The sequence below is a fragment of the Burkholderia sp. Bp9015 genome, from assembly GCF_003853505.1.
Taxonomy (GTDB): domain Bacteria; phylum Pseudomonadota; class Gammaproteobacteria; order Burkholderiales; family Burkholderiaceae; genus Burkholderia.
Window position 1 is genome coordinate 506,433 of the sequence record NZ_QTPZ01000001.1, and the last position, 16,795, is coordinate 523,227.

13 protein-coding genes and 1 pseudogene are annotated in these 16,795 nt (G+C 66.2%); 11 read left to right on the forward strand and 3 right to left on the reverse strand.

Annotation, left to right across the window (positions count from 1 at the left end):
* Nucleotides 1–50: 50 nt before the first annotated feature.
* A complete protein-coding gene (locus tag DIE12_RS02220; RefSeq protein WP_124485030.1) occupies nucleotides 51–1,583 on the forward strand; it encodes a DHA2 family efflux MFS transporter permease subunit in 1,533 nt (510 codons plus the stop codon).
* Between the two features lie 39 nt (nucleotides 1,584–1,622).
* Here the strand turns inward: DIE12_RS02220 and DIE12_RS02225 are convergent, their stop codons facing one another.
* Nucleotides 1,623–3,137, reverse strand: a complete 1,515-nt coding sequence (locus DIE12_RS02225) for an acetyl-CoA hydrolase/transferase family protein (RefSeq protein WP_044843989.1) — start codon at nucleotides 3,135–3,137, stop codon at nucleotides 1,623–1,625.
* 642 nt (nucleotides 3,138–3,779) lie between these two features.
* Between DIE12_RS02225 and DIE12_RS02230 the strand changes: the two genes are divergently transcribed.
* The 8 genes from DIE12_RS02230 (at nucleotide 3,780) to DIE12_RS02265 (ending at nucleotide 13,933) form a co-directional block, all read left to right on the forward strand.
* The gene (locus DIE12_RS02230) at nucleotides 3,780–4,460 is read left to right on the forward strand and encodes a CDP-alcohol phosphatidyltransferase family protein (RefSeq protein ID WP_124485032.1); all 681 of its coding nucleotides are present in this window, start codon (nucleotides 3,780–3,782) and stop codon (nucleotides 4,458–4,460) included.
* Nucleotides 4,457–5,266, forward strand: coding sequence for a 2OG-Fe(II) oxygenase (locus DIE12_RS02235; RefSeq protein WP_124485033.1), 810 nt, complete (start codon nucleotides 4,457–4,459; stop codon nucleotides 5,264–5,266). The genes DIE12_RS02230 and DIE12_RS02235 overlap by 4 nt, the downstream gene beginning before the upstream one ends.
* Nucleotides 5,263–6,264, forward strand: coding sequence for an HpnL family protein (locus DIE12_RS02240; RefSeq protein WP_044843986.1), 1,002 nt, complete (start codon nucleotides 5,263–5,265; stop codon nucleotides 6,262–6,264). The genes DIE12_RS02235 and DIE12_RS02240 overlap by 4 nt, the downstream gene beginning before the upstream one ends.
* Before the next feature lie 36 nt (nucleotides 6,265–6,300).
* Entirely contained in the window at nucleotides 6,301–7,068 is a 768-nt protein-coding gene (locus DIE12_RS02245) for an NTP transferase domain-containing protein (RefSeq protein WP_044843985.1), read from the forward strand.
* A complete protein-coding gene (gene aepX / locus DIE12_RS02250; protein WP_124519680.1) occupies nucleotides 7,065–8,750 on the forward strand; it encodes a phosphoenolpyruvate mutase in 1,686 nt (561 codons plus the stop codon). The genes DIE12_RS02245 and aepX overlap by 4 nt, the downstream gene beginning before the upstream one ends.
* On the forward strand, nucleotides 8,747–9,928 hold the full coding sequence (aepY, locus tag DIE12_RS02255) for a phosphonopyruvate decarboxylase (RefSeq protein WP_124519681.1): 1,182 nt from the start codon (nucleotides 8,747–8,749) through the stop codon (nucleotides 9,926–9,928). Before aepX ends, aepY begins: the two co-directional genes overlap by 4 nt.
* Entirely contained in the window at nucleotides 9,928–10,992 is a 1,065-nt protein-coding gene (locus DIE12_RS02260; RefSeq protein ID WP_124519682.1) for a 2-aminoethylphosphonate aminotransferase, read from the forward strand. Before aepY ends, DIE12_RS02260 begins: the two co-directional genes overlap by 1 nt.
* Before the next feature lie 427 nt (nucleotides 10,993–11,419).
* Nucleotides 11,420–13,933 (forward strand): EAL domain-containing protein, encoded by a 2,514-nt coding sequence (locus DIE12_RS02265; protein ID WP_124519683.1) that lies wholly within the window; start codon nucleotides 11,420–11,422, stop codon nucleotides 13,931–13,933.
* 39 nt (nucleotides 13,934–13,972) lie between these two features.
* On the opposite strand, the pseudogene DIE12_RS02270 reads toward DIE12_RS02265, so the two are convergent.
* Both DIE12_RS02270 and DIE12_RS02275 read right to left on the reverse strand, forming a co-directional pair.
* Nucleotides 13,973–14,170, reverse strand: a pseudogene (locus DIE12_RS02270) (ATP-dependent protease); the annotation flags it as partial.
* Nucleotides 14,171–14,243: 73 nt separating this feature from the next.
* Nucleotides 14,244–15,386: an Acg family FMN-binding oxidoreductase gene (locus DIE12_RS02275; protein WP_260426172.1), complete on the reverse strand. Its 1,143-nt coding sequence runs from the start codon at nucleotides 15,384–15,386 to the stop codon at nucleotides 14,244–14,246.
* A 467-nt stretch (nucleotides 15,387–15,853) separates the two neighbouring features.
* On the opposite strand from DIE12_RS02275, the gene DIE12_RS02280 reads away from it, so the two are divergent.
* A complete protein-coding gene (locus DIE12_RS02280) occupies nucleotides 15,854–16,306 on the forward strand; it encodes a pyridoxamine 5'-phosphate oxidase family protein (RefSeq protein ID WP_124519684.1) in 453 nt (150 codons plus the stop codon).
* A gap of 96 nt (nucleotides 16,307–16,402) precedes the next feature.
* Complete coding sequence (locus tag DIE12_RS02285; protein ID WP_124519685.1) at nucleotides 16,403–16,780, forward strand: hypothetical protein; 378 nt, start codon at nucleotides 16,403–16,405, stop codon at nucleotides 16,778–16,780.
* Nucleotides 16,781–16,795: the final 15 nt, after the last annotated feature.

Genomic DNA, 16,795 nt, shown 5'->3' on the forward strand with positions numbered 1-16,795 from the left:
GAGCCATACCGGATCGCCGCCCACGGCGACCGCCCCACGGAGACACCCGCTTGAATCCCGCCGCCGACGCCCCCGCCTCGCCGCCCGCCCTCAATCGGCCGATGCTGACCCTGTCGATCATGCTCGCGACGCTGATCCAGACGCTCGACAGCACGATCGCGAACGTCGCGCTGCCGCACATGCAGGGCACGCTGTCCGCGTCGCAGGACGAAATCACCTGGGTACTGACTTCCTACATCGTCGCCGCGGCGATCGCGACGCCGCTGACCGGCTGGCTGTCCGACCGGCTCAGCATGAAACGGCTGCTGACGATCTCGATCGCGGGCTTCACGATCGCGTCCGCGCTGTGCGGGCTGTCCGAGTCGCTCGTGCAGATCGTCGGCGCGCGGCTGCTGCAAGGCGTGTTCGGCGCTGCGCTGGTGCCGCTGTCGCAGTCGATCCTGCTCGACATCAACCCGCGCGAGAAACAGGGCCAGGCGATGGCGATCTGGGGGATGGGCGTGATGGTCGGCCCGATCCTCGGTCCGACGCTCGGCGGCTGGCTCACCGACAGCTACAACTGGCGCTGGGTGTTCTTCATCAACGTGCCGATCGGCGCGTTCGCACTGGCGGGCGTGCTGACCTTCCTGCCCGCGCGCGCGCCGCGCCCGCACGTGAAATTCGACGCGTTCGGCTTCGCGACGCTCGCGCTCGCGATCGGTGCGTTCCAGGCGATGCTCGACCGCGGCGAACAGCTCGACTGGTTCGGTTCGTACGAGATCCGCATCGAGGCGCTCGTCGCGGCGCTGAGCTTCGCGTTCTTCCTCGTGCATACGGCGACCGTCGGCAAGGCCTCGTTCTTCAAGTCGGAATTGCTGCGCGACCCGAACTTCGCGACCGGCACGCTGTTCATCTTCGTCGTCGGCGCGGTGCTGTACGCAACGCGCGCGCTGCTGCCGCCGATGCTGCAGAACCTGATGGGCTATCCGGTCGCGACGACGGGGCTCGTCACCGCGCCGAGCGGCGCGGGCACGATGATCGCGATGCTGTTCGTCGGACGATTGCTGAAATACGTGGACGCGCGGGCGCTGCTGCTCGCCGGGCTGGCGATTTCCGCGCTCGCGCTGTGGCAGATGATGCAGTACACGATCGTGCTGTCCGAGGCGGACATCGTGTGGCCCGGGGTGGTCCAGGGCTTCGGCCTGGGGCTCGTGTTCGTGCCGCTGAGCGCGCTGTCGTTCTCGACGCTGCAGCCCGAGCTGCGCGCGGACGGCACGGCCACCTACAGCCTGATGCGCAACATCGGCAGCAGTATCGGCATCTCGATCGTCCAGACGCTGATGACGCGCAACACGCAGGTCGCGCATGCCGACCTCGCGACCCACATCACGCCGTTCGACCCGGCCGTGCAGGCGATGGCCGGCAGCCACGTCGACATCGCGCTGCTCGACCGCACGATCAACCAGCAGGCCGCGATGATCGCCTACCTGAACGACTTCAAGCTGATGTTCGTCGCGACGCTGCTGATGATCCCGCTGTTGCTGCTGATCCGGCCGCCGCAGAAAACGGCGAGCGTCGACGTCGCGCACGCGGCGATGGATTGACTCAGTGCGGCGGGCACCTGCCCGCCGCGGGCCGCGACGTCAGGCCTTCATCGTCCCGGTGCGCACATAGCGCTCGTGCCACGACAGCGCCTCGGCGAGCAGATGCGGCGTGTGCTTGCCGAAGCTCTCGCGCGACGCGCGCTCGAAGTAGTCCTCGAGCATCGGCCGGTAGTCGGGATGCGCGCAGGTCGCGATGATCTTGCGCGCGCGCTGCTTCGGCGACAGGCCGCGCAGGTCGGCGAGCCCCTGCTCGGTGACGACCACCGCGACGTCGTGCTCCGTATGGTCCACGTGGCTCGCCATCGGCACGATCCGCGAGATCGCGCCGCCCTTCGCGGTACTCGCCGACATGAAGCACGACAGGTAGCCGTTGCGCGCGAAGTCGCCCGAGCCGCCGATGCCGTTCTGGATCTTCGTGCCCATCACGTGCGTCGAGTTCACGTTGCCGTAGATGTCGGCCTCGATCATCCCGTTCATCGCGATGCAGCCGAGGCGGCGCACGAGTTCCGGATGGTTGCTGATCTCCTGCGGGCGCAGCAGGATCTTTTCGCGGAACGTCGCGATCTCGTCCGCGAAGCGCTGCACCGCGGCCGGGCTCAGCGACAACGCCGTGGCCGACGCGAAGCTCAACGTGCCGTCGTCGAGCAGGTCGAGCATGCCGTCCTGGATCACTTCGGTGTACGCGGTCAGGTTCGAGAAGCCGGCGGAGCTGAGTTCCGCGAGCACCGCGTTCGTGATGTTGCCGACGCCCGACTGCAGCGGCAGCAGGTTTTCAGGCAGGCGGCCGCGCTTCACCTCGTGGCGCAGGAAGTCGATCAGTTGCAGCGCGATCTGCTTCGACGTGGCGTCCGGCGCAGAGAATGCGTTGCTGCGGTCCGGCGCGTCGGTCTCGACGATCGCGACGATCTTCTCGGCCGGGCAGCGCAGGTACGGCTCGCCGATCCGGTCGTCGCTTTTCGTCAGCGGAATCGGCTTGCGGTGCGGCGGCAGCGCGGTGCCGTAATAGACGTCGTGCATCCCGTCGAGGCCGAGCGGCTGACGCGCGTTGACTTCGAGGATCACGTGCTTCGCCTGCTCGAGCCACGTCTTGTTGTTGCCGATCGACGCGGACGGAATCAGCAGCCCGTCCTCGCGGATACCCGCGACTTCGACGATCGCGACGTCGAGGTCGCCGTACAGCCCGAACCATGCGTATTGCGCGACGTGGCTCAGGTGGACGTCCTGGTAGTCGACTTCGCCGTTGTTGATCTTGTCGCGCAGCGTCGGGTCGGACTGGTACGGCAGGCGCATCGAGATGCCGTTGGTGCGGGCGAGCGCGCCGTCGAGTTCCGGCGCGGTCGATGCGCCGGTCAGCACGTTGATCCGGAAGTCCTCGCCGCGCGCGTGGGCCGCGTCGATGTGGGCGGCGAGCGCGGCGGGCACGGCCTTCGGATAGCCGGAACCGGTGAAGCCGCTCATGGCGACGGTCATGCCGGGGCGGATCAGCGCGGCGGCTTCGTCGGCGGTGCGGACGAGCGAACGCAGGGCGGGAGCGAGGATGCGTGAAGAAGACATGGCTGTATATCTGACGCTTTTGGTCTGTCGTTGACGTCGCGGGGGGTGTCTCCTGGGCGACGCGAAGCCCTTGGGGCCGCGAGGGGCGGCCCGGCACCACGGGCACGGTCGGAGTATCGCAGAGGCCATCGCCGCGAAATGTCCGTTGAATGCAAAAGATACTTGCCGAATGCGCCGGGTATCGAACGGCCGTTCTGTGACAGGGCGCGGCCGCGCATCGAATCCGCTCGAAAGGTACGCGAAAGCGGACCGCCAGTTTGCCGCGCCCGGATTGCAAGCTGCTGAACGGCAATCGATCGATATCTTCCCGGATTGATCGCGTAAACGCGGGGAATCCGCACGCGACGGCCGATCGGCGACCGCCGCGGCCGATTGTCGCCCGACGCGGCTTTCGCGGGCCTGATGCACATCAACGCGACGACGCGCGCGGAGCGCCGCCGCGCCCGCGCGCAAGGCCCGTCCGCCCTTGACAGCCGCGCGACGCGAACCACACTGAAGCTGGTAAGGCCCGCCTGTGCGAACGCCGTTTCGCGCATCCGGTTCGCAACCGGGCGATGTCCGGAATACGCGGTAACACTCCCGTATGTCAGGACATTGATCGAATAAAAAGCAACAAATTACAATTCCGTATATATTTCGCCGATGGACCAAAGAAAAACCGCCACACGTTCCGAACCGCCCCTGCCACGCACCTGGGATGCGCGGCTCGCGCGCTCGCTCGTACGCCCGCTGATCGACACGCCCGTCACCCCGAATCACCTCACTACCCTTCGTCTGCTGATCGGCCTCGCCGGTGCCTGGTGCCTCGCGCAAGGCGGCTTCGGCTGGATCAACGCGGGGGCATTCCTGATCGTGCTGTCGAACTTCGTCGACCACACCGACGGCGAACTCGCGCGCATCAGCGGCAAGTCCAGCAAGATCGGTCACTTTTACGACCTCGCGGCCGACGCGCTCGTGACGGTCGCGCTGTTCGTCAGCATGGGCCTCGGCATCGTCGCCCAGGGCGGCCAGATGGCCGCGTCGCCGGTGCTGCTCGGCGCGGTGGCCGGCGCGGCCGTCGCGCTGATCTTCTTCCTGCGCATGCGGATCGAATCGATCGCCGGCAAGGCCGGCACCAAGCAGGCGTTCGCCGGCGGCTTCGAGACGGAAGACGTGCTCTACCTGCTGCCGATCGTGACGCTCGTCGACGGCGTGCAGCCGTTCCTGCTCGCGGCATCGATCGGCGCCCCGCTGTTCGCCGCGTGGGTCGTGATCGACTGGTGGCGCATCGTCCGCCGCGGCAATCTCCCGCAGAACCCTACCGAAATCCAGGTTTCCAAATGACTCCTAGCACGCGCGACGACTCCGTGCTGAGCCCGGCACGCCCCGCGCCTGCGCGCGCGGCAGCGGCCGATCCCGATCGCACCGTGGCCGACTGCGTCGGCCGTCTCGACCTCGACCGCCTGCGCGGCGACTACACGCGCCAGGGCTCGTTCCTGTACCTCGACGCATTCCTGCCGGCCGACGCACACGCGAAGCTCGCGGCCGCCGCCCGCGCGATGCAGGCCGGCCTGAACCGCAATTACCTGCCCGGCCACAAGCAGGGCGGCAGCGTGAGCCGGCACACGATCGACGAGCAGGCGCCGTACATCGCGGAGCTGTACCGCTCGAAGGCGCTGATCGGCTTCCTCGAGAAGGTCACCGGCGACAAGCTGATGCTGTCGCCGGACGACGATCCGCATGCGTATGCGCTGTATTACTACACGAAGCCGGGCGACCACATCGGCTGGCACTACGACACGTCGTATTACGACGGCCGCCGCTACACGCTGCTGATCGGCGTGATCGACGAGTCGTCGTGCCGGCTCGACTACGAGCTGCATACGCGCAATCCCGACGTGCCCGACGAACCGGGTTCCGTGCAGATCGCCGACGGCGGCATCGTGCTGTTCGACGGCGACAAGCTGCGCCATCGCGTCACGCCGCTCGGCCAGAACGAGACGCGCGTGTCGCTCACGTTCGAATACGTGACCAACCCCGGCATGCGGCCGTGGAAGCGCTTCATCTCGAACATGAAGGACGCGATCGCATATTTCGGTTTCCGCCAGGTGTTCAAGCAGCTGGCTACGCGCCGGTCGAGCGGGTCATGACACGCGCCGGCCTGATCCTGCTGTCCCTCGGAACGGCACTGTTCGTCGCCCTGCTCGCGTGGCAGGGCGTCGGCGCGGTCGCGTCGACGTTCCTCGCGGCCGGCTGGGGCCTCGCGCTCGTCGCGGCATTCCACGTCGTCCCGCTCGTGATCGACGCGCTGGCGATCTCGGTGATGTTCCGCCGCGGCCAGCCGGGCGCCGAGCTCGGCAACGCGCTGCGCGCGCGCTGGGTCGGCGAATCGGTGAACAGCCTGCTGCCCGCCGGGCAGATCGGCGGCCCGGTGCTGATGGTGCGCCACCTCGCGCAGCGCGGCACGCGGATGGCCGATGCGGCCGCCGCGGTCACCGTCAGCACGACGATGCAGGCGCTCGCGCAGATGGCGTTCGCGCTGATCGGCATCGCCACGTTCAGCGTGTATGCGACGCACGAGTCGGTCGCTCACCTGCGCACGCCGGCGCTGATCGCCACCGGCGTGCTCGGCGCGCTGGCCGTCGCGTTCTACGCGGCGCAGCGGCGCGGGCTGTTCGGCCGCGGGTTGCGTCTCGCGTCGAAGCTGCTCGGCCCGCGCGACTGGTCGTCGCTCGCGACCCGCGCGGACGCGATCGACGACGCGGTCGGCGCGCTGTACCGCGATCGCGCGAAGGTCGCGAAGACCTTCGCATTGAGCCTCGCCGGCTGGATCGTCGGCACCGCCGAAGTGTGGCTCGCGCTGCACTTCCTCGGGCACCCGGTCAGCTGGCTCGACGCGCTGCTGCTCGAGAGCGTCGGCCAGGCGATTCGCGGTGCGGCGTTCGCGATCCCGGGCTCGCTCGGTGCACAGGAAGGCGGTTACCTGCTGCTCGCCCCGCTGGTCGGCCTGCCGCCCGACGCGGCGCTCGCGCTGTCGCTCGCGAAGCGCGCGCGCGAACTCGCGCTCGGCCTGCCCGGCCTGCTCTATCTGCATTTCAGTGAAAGAAACTGGCAGCGGCGCCGTGCGCCGCAGCCCATCGCCGACTGATCGTTCAGATCCGCCGGCTTTTTGGTTGGAGAACCCATGCGAGCCATCATTCTTGCGGCAGGCCTCGGCTTGCGCCTGCAACAACCGCCCGAGGCGCAATTCCCGAAGTGCCTGCTGCGCTTCGACGACGTGTCGCTGCTCGAGCGCCATCTGCGTGTGCTCGACGCCGCGGGCGTCGATGAAATCGTGCTCGGGCTCGGCTTTCAGCACGAGAAGGTCGAGCAGGAACTGAAGCGCCTCGGCCGCACCGCCGAGATCGTGATCAACGAGCGCTATGACCTCGGCAGCGTGCTGACCGTGCACACCGTCGCCGACGCGATGACGCGCGGCGGCGACGTGCTGCTGATGGACGCCGACGTGCTGTACGACGAGAACATCCTGCACGCGCTGGTCGCCGATGCCGACAAGTCGGTCGACCGCCTGCTGATCGATCGCGACTTCGAGGCCGGCGACGAGCCCGTCAAGCTGTGCCTGAAGAACGGCGTGCCGGTCGAGCTGCGCAAGCAGCTCGCGGTCGACCTCGACTACGACACGATCGGCGAGTCGGTCGGCTTCTTCCGCTTCACCGAAGGCACCGCGCGCCGCCTCGCGAAAATCGTCGCGGGCTACGTCGACAGCGGCCGCGCGAACATGCCGCACGAGGAAGCCGTGCGCGACCTGCTGCTCGAAGGCGGCCACGCGTTCGACGTCGCCGACGTCACGGGTTCGCCGTGGATCGAGATCGACTTCCCGAACGACGTCGCACGCGCGACACAAGAAATTCTCCCCCTGATTCAACGCACGACCGCCGGAGCCGCACGATGAACGCACGCGAACCCAACTTCTCCGAATCGCGCAGCGCACGCCTGCGCCGCATGCTCGTCAGCAGCGAACTCGAATTCCTGATGGAAGCGCACAACGGCCTGTCCGCGCGCATCGTCCGCGAAGCGGGCTTCAAGGGGATCTGGGCATCGGGCCTCGCGATCTCCGCGCAGTTCGGCGTGCGCGACAACAACGAGGCAAGCTGGACGCAGGTCGTCGACGTGCTCGAGTTCATGGCCGACGCGAGCGACCTGCCGATCCTGCTCGACGGCGACACCGGCTACGGCAACTTCAACAACGTGCGCCGCCTCGTGAAGAAGCTCGAGCAGCGCGGCATCGCCGGCGTCTGTATCGAGGACAAGCAGTTCCCGAAGACCAACAGCTTCATCGGCGGCGAGCGCCAGCCGCTCGCGGAAATCGACGAGTTCTGCGGCAAGATCAAGGCCGGCAAGGATTCGCAGACCGATCCCGACTTCTCGATCGTCGCGCGTGTCGAAGCGCTGATCGCAGGCTGGGGGATGGACGAGGCGCTGCGTCGCGCGAACGCGTACGCGGAAGCCGGCGCCGACGCAATCCTGATCCACAGCAAGCTGTCGCGCCCGGACGAGATCCTGCAGTTCGCGCGCGAATGGAGCGGCAAGGCGCCGCTCGTGATCGTACCGACCAAGTACTACAGCACGCCGACCGACGTGTTCCGCCAGGCCGGCATCAGCACCGTGATCTGGGCGAACCACCTGATCCGCGCGTCGGCATCCGCGATGCAGGCGACCGCGCGCGAGATCCACGAGAGCGAAACGCTGATCAACGTCGAGGACCGCGTTGCATCGGTCAACGAGATCTTCCGCCTGCAGGACGCCGACGAGTACTCGGCCGCCGAGCGCATCTACCTGTCGTCGTCGTCGCGCGCGTCGAACGCCGCGATCGTGCTCGCCGCGAGCCGCGGCAAGGGCCTCGAAGCCGTCACCGAAGACAAGCCGAAGGTCATGCTGCCGGTCGCCGGCAAGCCGTTGCTGCGCTGGCTCGTCGACGGCTTCAAGACGCACGGCGTGAACGACATCACCGTGGTCGGCGGCTATCGCGCCGACGCGATCGACACGTCGGGCATCAAGCTCGTGGTCAACGAACGCCATGCGCAGACGGGCGAACTCGTGTCGCTCGCATGTGCGGCCGAACGCCTGACCGGCGACACCGTGATCTCGTACGGCGACCTGCTGTTCCGCAGCTACATCGTGCGCGACCTCGCGGAGAGCGAGGCCGAGTTCAGCGTCGTCGTCGATTCGTCGCTCACGGAAACCAACCAGAGCGTGCGCGACTTCGCGCTGTGCTCGGCGGCGGACGACCGCGGCCTGTTCGGCCAGAAGACGTATCTGCAACGTGTGTCGAGCGACGTCGCCGCCGGCACGCCGCACGGCCGCTGGATCGGTCTCCTGAACGTGCGCGGCGCGGGCGTCGACCGCCTGAAGGCGATGCTCGCGACGCTGCAGGCACGCCCCGATTTCGACACGCTCGACATCCCGTCGCTGCTCAACGAGCTGATCGCCGCCGGCGAGAAGATCGAGGTGCAGTACGTGCACGGCCACTGGCGCGGCGTCAACGATCTGGAAGACTTCCGCCGCGCGGGCGACTTCGCGCACGGCCAGACGCCGCTGTCCGAGCCGGGCGCCGGCAACGGGAGCGCGCAATGATCGAAGCGGCCCAGTTCGTCGAGGTCGCGCGCGAACGCGGTTTCGACTGGTACGCGGGCGTGCCCTGCTCGTACCTGACGCCGTTCATCAACTACGTGCTGCAGGACCCGACGCTGCACTACGTGTCGGCCGCGAACGAAGGCGACGCGGTCGCGCTGATCGCGGGCGCCACGCTCGGCGGCAAGCGCGGGATCGCGATGATGCAGAACTCAGGGCTCGGCAACGCGGTGAGCCCGCTCACGTCGCTGACCTGGACGTTCCGGCTGCCGCAGCTGCTGATCGTCACGTGGCGCGGCCAGCCGGGTGTCGCCGACGAGCCGCAGCACGCGCTGATGGGGCCGATCACGCCGGCGATGCTCGACACGATGGAGATCCCGTGGGAGACGTTCCCGACCGACCCCGAACAGGTCGGCCCGGCGCTCGACCGCGCGATCGCGCACATGGACGCGACGGGCCGCCCGTACGCGCTCGTGATGCAGAAAGGCAGCGTCGCGCCTTATGAGCTGAAGGCGAACCCGGCGGCAGCGCCGCGCGCGCATGTCGCCGCGCAAGCGTCGTCGCGTGCCGCGTCGGCCGACGCGTGGCCGACCCGCCACGACGCGCTGCAGCGCGTGATCGCGCACACGCCGGTCGATTCGACCGTCGTGCTCGCGTCGACCGGCTTCTGCGGCCGCGAGCTCTATGCGATCGACGACCGCCCGAACCAGCTGTACATGGTCGGCTCGATGGGCTGCGTGACGCCGCTCGCGCTGGGTCTCGCGCTCGCGCGCCCCGACCTGCGCGTGGTGGCCGTCGACGGCGACGGCGCCGCGCTGATGCGCATGGGCGTGTTCGCGACGCTCGGCACCTACGGCCCGGCCAACCTCACGCACGTGCTGCTCGACAACGGCGCACACGAATCGACGGGCGGCCAGGCGACCGTGTCGCAGCATGTGTCGTTCGCGGGTGTCGCGGCCGCATGCGGCTATGCGTCGGCCGTCGAAGGCGACACGCTCGACGTGCTCGATGCAACGCTCGCCGCGCGGGCCGACGGTGCGCAGTTCGTGCGCGTGGCGATCCGCACGGGCGTGCCCGACGGCCTGCCCCGCCCGACCGTCACGCCGGTCGAGGTCAAGACCCGCCTGATGCGGCATATCGGCGCCGCACAGGCTGAAGCCCACGCCGAAGGAGCTCATTGATGCTGCTGCTGAATCCCGGCCCGGTCACGCTCACCGAACGCGTGCGCCGCAGCCTGCTGCAACCCGACCTGTGCCATCGCGAAAGCGAATTCTTCGATCTGCAGGATGAAGCGCGTGCGCGCCTCGTCGCCGCGTACGAGCTCGATCCGGCCGAGTGGGCCGCCGTGCTGATGACCGGCTCGGGCACCGCCGCCGTCGAGAGCATGATCGCGGCGCTCGTGCCGCAGGACGGCAAGCTGCTCGTGATCGAGAACGGCGTGTACGGCGAGCGCATCACGCAGATCGCGACGCAGTACGGAATCGCGCACGAGGTGGTGAAGCACGAATGGATGCAGGCGCCCGATCTCGCGCAGATCGCCGCGCGTCTCGACGCGGGCGGTTATTCGCACGTCGCGGTGATTCATCACGAAACGACGACGGGCCGGCTGAACGACCTCGGCGCGATCGCCGACGTGTGCCGTGCGCGCGGCGTGAAGATGCTCGTCGACGGCGTCAGCAGCTTCGGCGCCGAAGCGATCGACTTCGCCGGCGGCGTGATCGACGCGGTCGCCGCGACCGCGAACAAGTGCCTGCACGGCGTGCCGGGCGCCGCGTTCGTGATCGTGCGCCGCAGCGCGCTCGCGAAGGCGGCGAGCCGCACGTATTACCTTGATCTCGGCCGGCTCGCGAAGCTGCAGGATCAGCGCAATACGCCGTTCACGCCGTCCGTGCACGCGTACTACGCGCTCGTCGAGGCGCTGCGCGAGTTCGATGAGGCCGGCGGCTGGCGTGCGCGGCATGCGCACTACAAGGCGCTCGCCGATCAGGCGCAGGCCGGGCTCGCGGCGCGCGGGATGTCGCTCGTGCTGCCGGAAGGCGCGTCGTCGGTCGTGCTGCGTGCGTACCGGCTGCCGCAAGGCGTCACGTACGAGACGCTGCACGACGGGCTGAAGGCGCGCGGCTTCGTGATTTATGCGGGGCAAGGCGGGTTGTCGAAGGAACTGTTCCGGATCTCGACGATGGGCGCGATTCAATCGGCTGATGTCGAGCGGTTGCTGGAGGGGTTTGCCGCGTTGACGCAATGAACGTTGCTCACCCCTTCATCCGTAAGAGGCCCGCAAGGGCCTTTTTTGTTGTTCGGGAAGTAGCGTGAGCATCGACGTGTCACCCCTGCCCGCAGCCGTTCGACTTGCCGCCACGCAGCCCCGATGCCGTCATGGCACTCAACTCTTTTCCGAACCTGTCGTTAACGCAGGATGGCCGCTCTTGAGAAGGCGATGCTCCGGCGTTTGGGTGCGCTGGACATCGGATCGTCGAATGGGGTGCCGGGGGTCACGGCACCGCGCTCGCCGCCACGATGCCTCGAGCGACGGGGCAATACCCCGCTTGCGAATTCGATGAGTACGCAACCATTCGAGGCGAGCGGAATCAGGTCTTGCCGGCCGCCGCAGACGAGCCCGCAGGTTGCCGGATCACCATGCGCCGGCAAGGTTTTTTCGTGTTGGTTAGAAAATGTATCCGAACAGCTACGATGTTCCGATCGCGCGCCTGATCGCGCGTCAGATTCTATCTTGCGCACCCGCCACACCGGTGCGGGAGGTCGCGCGACGCATGTTCGCCGAGCACTGCAGCTCGATCGTCGTGATGCAGGATGACCAGGTCGTCGGGATCTGGACCGAGCATGATGCACTGTCGGCCAGCGACAATCCGCGCGGGCTCGATCGGCCGGTCAGCGAGGTGATGAGCCATCCGGTGCTGACGCTCGAGGCCGATACGCCGCTGGGTGAAGCTGCGATGAAGTTCACGCAGTCGGGCGTGCGGCACTTCGTGGTGGTCCGGGATGGCGTCGCGATCGGTGTGCTGACGCAGACCGACGTCGTCGTGAACCAGGGGCCGGAATTTTTCCTCCACCTGAAGCCGATCGAATCGATCTCCGTCCATCCGCCCGTCGTAGTGCCCGAGCATGCCGCGCTGCACGCAGTCATCGCGCAGATGCGCGCGCAACGGCTCGATGCGATCCTCGTCGGCTACGACGACGGCGAGCGCGGCATCCTGACCGAACGGGACGTCGTCCGGCTCCTGGCGGACGGCGGAACCCAAGGCGCGGTCGGCGCCTTCGCCAGCAAGCCGCTGCAGATGCTGTCCGCCCGGCAGAGTCTGTATGCCGCGCAGCGCTTCATGACCGAGCACAATATGCGACACGTCGGCATCCAGGACGAGGACGGCAGGCTCACCGGGCTGCTCTGTTTCGCGGACGTGCTGCAGAGCATAGAGCACGAATACGCGAACGAGCTGCGCAGCGCCCTGCGCGAGCGCGACGAAGCACTGGGTCTCGCCCGCTTCAACCTGCGCATGGCGGATCGGGTGTTCGAATCGGCGCTCGAAGGCATCATGGTGACCGACCGGCACGCGAAGATCGAGCGCGTCAACCGGGCCTTCACGCGCCTGACCGGGTACACCGAGGACGAAGTGATCGGGCGCAACCCAAGCATGCTGAGTTCAGGGCGCCAGACGCCCGAGTTCTACAAGCAGCTGTGGCATTCGCTAACGACCGATGGCCACTGGCAAGGCGAAATCTGGAATCGCCGCAAGACCGGCGAGCTGTTTCTCGAATATCTGACGATCACCAGCATTCGCGACAACGCAGGCGGGATCTCCCACTACGCGGCGATCTTTTCCGACATCACGCAGCGGCGCCAGGCGGAAGAGCGGCTGGGCTATCTCGCCACGCACGACGTGCTAACCAATCTCGCGAACCGGGCGCTGTTCGAGGAGCGGCTCGCGCACGCGATCGTCCAGGCGAAGCGGCTCGGTCGCAAGGTCGCGGTGATGTACCTCGATCTCGACCGCTTCAAGCTGGTCAACGATACGCTCGGCCACAACGCCGGCGACGAGGTGTTGAAGATCGTCGCGGGACGCATCGTCGCCGAAGTGCTCGCGAACGACACTGTGGCACGCATGGGCGGTGACGAATTCGCGCTCGTGCTGGAGGAGTTCGACGACGTCCGCGACGTCGGGCGCATTGCGCGCACGCTGCTCGACGAAGTGGCGCGGCCCATCGATATCGGTGGCCACGAAATCTTCGTGACACCGAGCATCGGCATCAGCATCTATCCTGACGACGGGATCGAGGCGGAGCACTTGATCCTGCTTGCGGACCAGGCGATGTACGGCGCGAAGAGTCGCGGCAGGAACGTGTTCCAGTTCTTCGAGAGCAAGATGACGTCGTCGGCGATCGAGCAGCTGGATATGCTCGGTGAATTGCACCGCGCGCTCGAGCAGAATGAATTCCGCCTGTTCTACCAGCCGCAATACGATCTGACCAGCGGCCGGATCGTCGGCGTGGAGGCGTTGCTGCGCTGGTTGCATCCACGCAGGGGGCTCGTACCGCCGGGCGACTTCATCGGGCTCGCGGAGCGGTCCGCGCTGATCGTCCCGATCGGCCGATGGGTGCTCCATGAAGCCTGCCGCCAGGCGTGCCGATGGCTCGACGCGGGCTTCGAGTTCGGGCGTGTGGCGGTGAACGTGTCGGCACGGCAATGCCTTACCGACCATTTCCTCAGCGACCTGACGACCATCCTCAGCGAAACCGCGTTGCCGACCGAATGCTTACAGCTCGAGTTGCTCGAAAGCATGGCGATGAACACCCGCGAGGAAATCGGCATCCTGCTGCGCGAACTGGCGATCCGGGGGATCAGCCTGGCGATCGACGATTTCGGTACGGGATATTCGTCGCTGGTGTATCTGAAGGATCTGCCCGTCGATACGCTGAAGATCGATCGGTCGTTCCTCACGGACTGCGGTTCGGGCAGCACGGACGATGCGATCGTGCGCGCGATCGTTGCAATGGGCCGCGCGCTCGGGCTCGATGTCGTGATGGAGGGCGTAGAGACGGAAAAACAACTGGCCTTCCTGCAGGAGATCGGTTGCCATCAGGGGCAAGGTTTCCTGTTCGCGCGGCCACAGCCCGCCGACCAGTTCGTCGGGATCTTGTCGCGCCACAGCGCGAAATTGCTGGTGGAGTGAGCCTTTCCGGCAGCGGGCACATGCGACTGCAAGCAATGATCAGAGATCTCCACGCACTTCGCCGGTTCCCAACCCGCTGCGCTGCCGGTTGACTTCCGCCCACTGCTCATCGCTGTCGTCATTGCGCAGCACGACCTTCCAGTCCGGTTGATTGTCGGTCACGTCGAAGTATTCCAGGATTTCCCGGCGAACCGCGTCGACGAACTGCGCGCATTCCGCTTTGGCCCGTGCAAAGGCCCCATGATTGGATTGAACAGCGGCAATTGGCCGACGCTCGCCTGACGTCAACAGCGCGTCAATACCGGCGGCGTCAAGCCAGCGCAGTCTCCACGGGACGGCGGGGCGAGAATGGCAGGGTCGGTCCATAGCCGAAGCGCATGACGATATCAGGCCGTCGCCGGCTGGTATCGCCGACGATGCCTGCCAGATGCGGACGAAGGCGAGCGACCTCGACGGGCTGATTGACGAAGGCGACCTTGATCCCAAGGTTTGTCGCTGTCAGCGCGAAGCGCTGACAGGCCTGGCCGACCCTGATCCAATGCGTCTTGTCTTCCCGATCGCCAACAAACACGGCAATGCCTGCCGACGAATCGATTTGGCGGGCATATTTGTCGTTCTCGGTTCGGGTGTCAAAGAACCGTTCGAACGCAAAGCGTCCAAGGGAGCTCGGCAGCACTGGATTCCCGCTTGCAGCGGAGAACAGGCCATCGCCCGACGACATGGCGCTGCGTGGGTTGAACCGGATCCATCGCTTCAGTTCGCTCATGAAAGCCGAATCCGCCATTTGAATGTCGTTGGCGGCTACCACCAGATCTCTGACCTTGTCGATCCCCATTCGGTCGGTGATGAGGGTCAAGTGAACGCCGGGCGTGGCAGCCGTCCGCTCGAGGAACGCGAGATCGGCGGCAGGAACGGCACGCCCGTCATATTCCGCGCGCGTCGATTGTCGTTTGGCAATTGCGGCAAAAAGCGAACTCGCCCTCATCGATCCGCGTACGAATGCATAACGTGCGCCGTCTCCGCCGGAAGCCATCTGAACCTCTCCAGGCCAGCCCGTTGCTGCAGCCGAGATGGCGAGGTTTTCCGCCGCGCATCCAAGGCTCACAAACAGATGATGGTCGTCCGGGTCGACAGCGGGTGTGCGGCGCGAGAGGTCCGGCAGAATGTCGATGAACCCGTCGCCGACATGAAACCGCCAAGGCTGCGTGTTGTGGCTGTTGGCGGCAAGTGTCGCATAGCGGATGAGGCCGCCAAGGCTCGGCGGCATTGTCAGAGCCGCACGCAGGCGCTTTGCATAGGCCTGATAGTCGGCCATCGATCCCACGGACGACATCCAGGCAGTCGCGCCGCCTGCCAGCATCAAGGCGCCGCCGGCGCCGACGAAGAAAGTTCGCCTGTCCATGCCAAATTCCCGTAAGTTGTCGCGGCTGCCGTGCCAGAGTGCGGCGCGCATGCAGTGACTTGACGCGCAATGTTGCTCGCGTGCAGCGCCAATGGAAAATTCGCAACGCCCCTTTGGACTGCGATTCCGAGCCCCCAGCGCAGCCCCAAATCCTCCACAGCGAGACTTACTGAAAACCGCCACGGCGACACGCGACTCGGCACGCATCCAGACGCAAAGGCAATTCCCTTCATCGCTTGAATTCTCAACACCCGTATCTCCGCACCGGGCCGTTTTCGGCGCGCGTTGTCGACTATCTAGCCTGCCACGTCAACCTGTGTCAGGCAAATGCCGGCTCCGTTGATCTGAGTCAATTGCGGTCGGCGTGAATCGCGGCCTGCGCGGCAGGTCGTGCAGGCGGGCCGCTCACGCTTGCGCGCCGTGCGTCTCGAAGTCGGTCATCTTCGGTATTTGATTTGCATCAAGCGCCGGATGACCCGGTGGGACAGGATAGGATTTCACGAACTGGAAGGTGATCCATGGACGAGCAGATCAAGGAAAAGATCCTGTCATTGCTGGATCAGCACCGAATCATGACGATCGCCACGCTAAGGCCGGACGGCTGGCCGCAGGCGACCACCGTCGGATACGTGAGCCAGGGACTGACGCTTTACTTCCTTTGCGGCCTGGAAAGCCAGAAGGCGGCCAATCTGGCCCGCGACGACCGGGTATCGCTCACGATCGACCACGACACATCGGATCTGATGGCGATTACCGGTTTGTCGATGGCGGCACGTGCACAACCGGTAACTGATCGTGCCGAAGCAGAGAAGGTCTTGCACATGCTTCCACTGAAGTATCCGGACATGCACGCGCTGCCAATGCCGATGCCGTCTCCTGACGAGGTCCGGATATTTCGCGTGATTCCGATAGTCATTTCGGTGCTCGATTATTCACAAGGCTTCGGGCACACCGATCTTTGCATTTGCTGATCTCCTTCCATATCAAAAACGCAAGACGCCGTGACGCGGTGCTCACATCGTAGCCCCCGATGGGCAACCTGCGCGGAAGCGGGCTGCCTTTATGCATTGATCGTTTTTGCGATCGGCTTCGCCTTCGGGGCGATGCGCGTCCTGCTGCTTGTGCGGCTGCTGGGAGAGACGGCAGCCGTATCGCTCGAAGCGCCGTTCATGCTGGCCGCGAGTTGGTACGTGTCGCACTGGAGCACGAAAAAACACGACCTCCTGACGGATACCAACGAGGCGTTGCTGATGGGCGCGATCGCCCTGGCCACATTGACGATTGCGGAGTTGTGCACCAAAGGACTCCTGTTTGGAAGGACCGTGCTCGAGTACTTTGCCGGCTTTTGGTCTGTGCCCGGCGCGATCGGCCTCGCAAGCCAACTTTGCTTTGCAAGCTTTCCATTTCTGCAGGCGCGCGGTAATCGAATGGGCGCGAGCAGGTGAGCGCAATTGCAGGCG

Excerpts from the sequence above, each read along its gene's own strand:
- DIE12_RS02225 (WP_044843989.1), bottom strand. The coding sequence starts at position 3,137 with ATGTCTTCTTCACGCATCCTCGCTCCCGCCCTGCGTTCGCTCGTCCGC.
- DIE12_RS02230 (WP_124485032.1), top strand. The coding sequence starts at position 3,780 with ATGGACCAAAGAAAAACCGCCACACGTTCCGAACCGCCCCTGCCACGC.
- DIE12_RS02235 (WP_124485033.1), top strand. The coding sequence starts at position 4,457 with ATGACTCCTAGCACGCGCGACGACTCCGTGCTGAGCCCGGCACGCCCC.
- DIE12_RS02240 (WP_044843986.1), top strand. The coding sequence starts at position 5,263 with ATGACACGCGCCGGCCTGATCCTGCTGTCCCTCGGAACGGCACTGTTC.
- DIE12_RS02245 (WP_044843985.1), top strand. The coding sequence starts at position 6,301 with ATGCGAGCCATCATTCTTGCGGCAGGCCTCGGCTTGCGCCTGCAACAA.
- aepX (WP_124519680.1), top strand. The coding sequence starts at position 7,065 with ATGAACGCACGCGAACCCAACTTCTCCGAATCGCGCAGCGCACGCCTG.
- aepY (WP_124519681.1), top strand. The coding sequence starts at position 8,747 with ATGATCGAAGCGGCCCAGTTCGTCGAGGTCGCGCGCGAACGCGGTTTC.
- DIE12_RS02260 (WP_124519682.1), top strand. The coding sequence starts at position 9,928 with ATGCTGCTGCTGAATCCCGGCCCGGTCACGCTCACCGAACGCGTGCGC.
- DIE12_RS02265 (WP_124519683.1), top strand. The coding sequence starts at position 11,420 with ATGTATCCGAACAGCTACGATGTTCCGATCGCGCGCCTGATCGCGCGT.
- DIE12_RS02275 (WP_260426172.1), bottom strand. The coding sequence starts at position 15,386 with ATGCGCGCCGCACTCTGGCACGGCAGCCGCGACAACTTACGGGAATTT.
- DIE12_RS02280 (WP_124519684.1), top strand. The coding sequence starts at position 15,854 with ATGGACGAGCAGATCAAGGAAAAGATCCTGTCATTGCTGGATCAGCAC.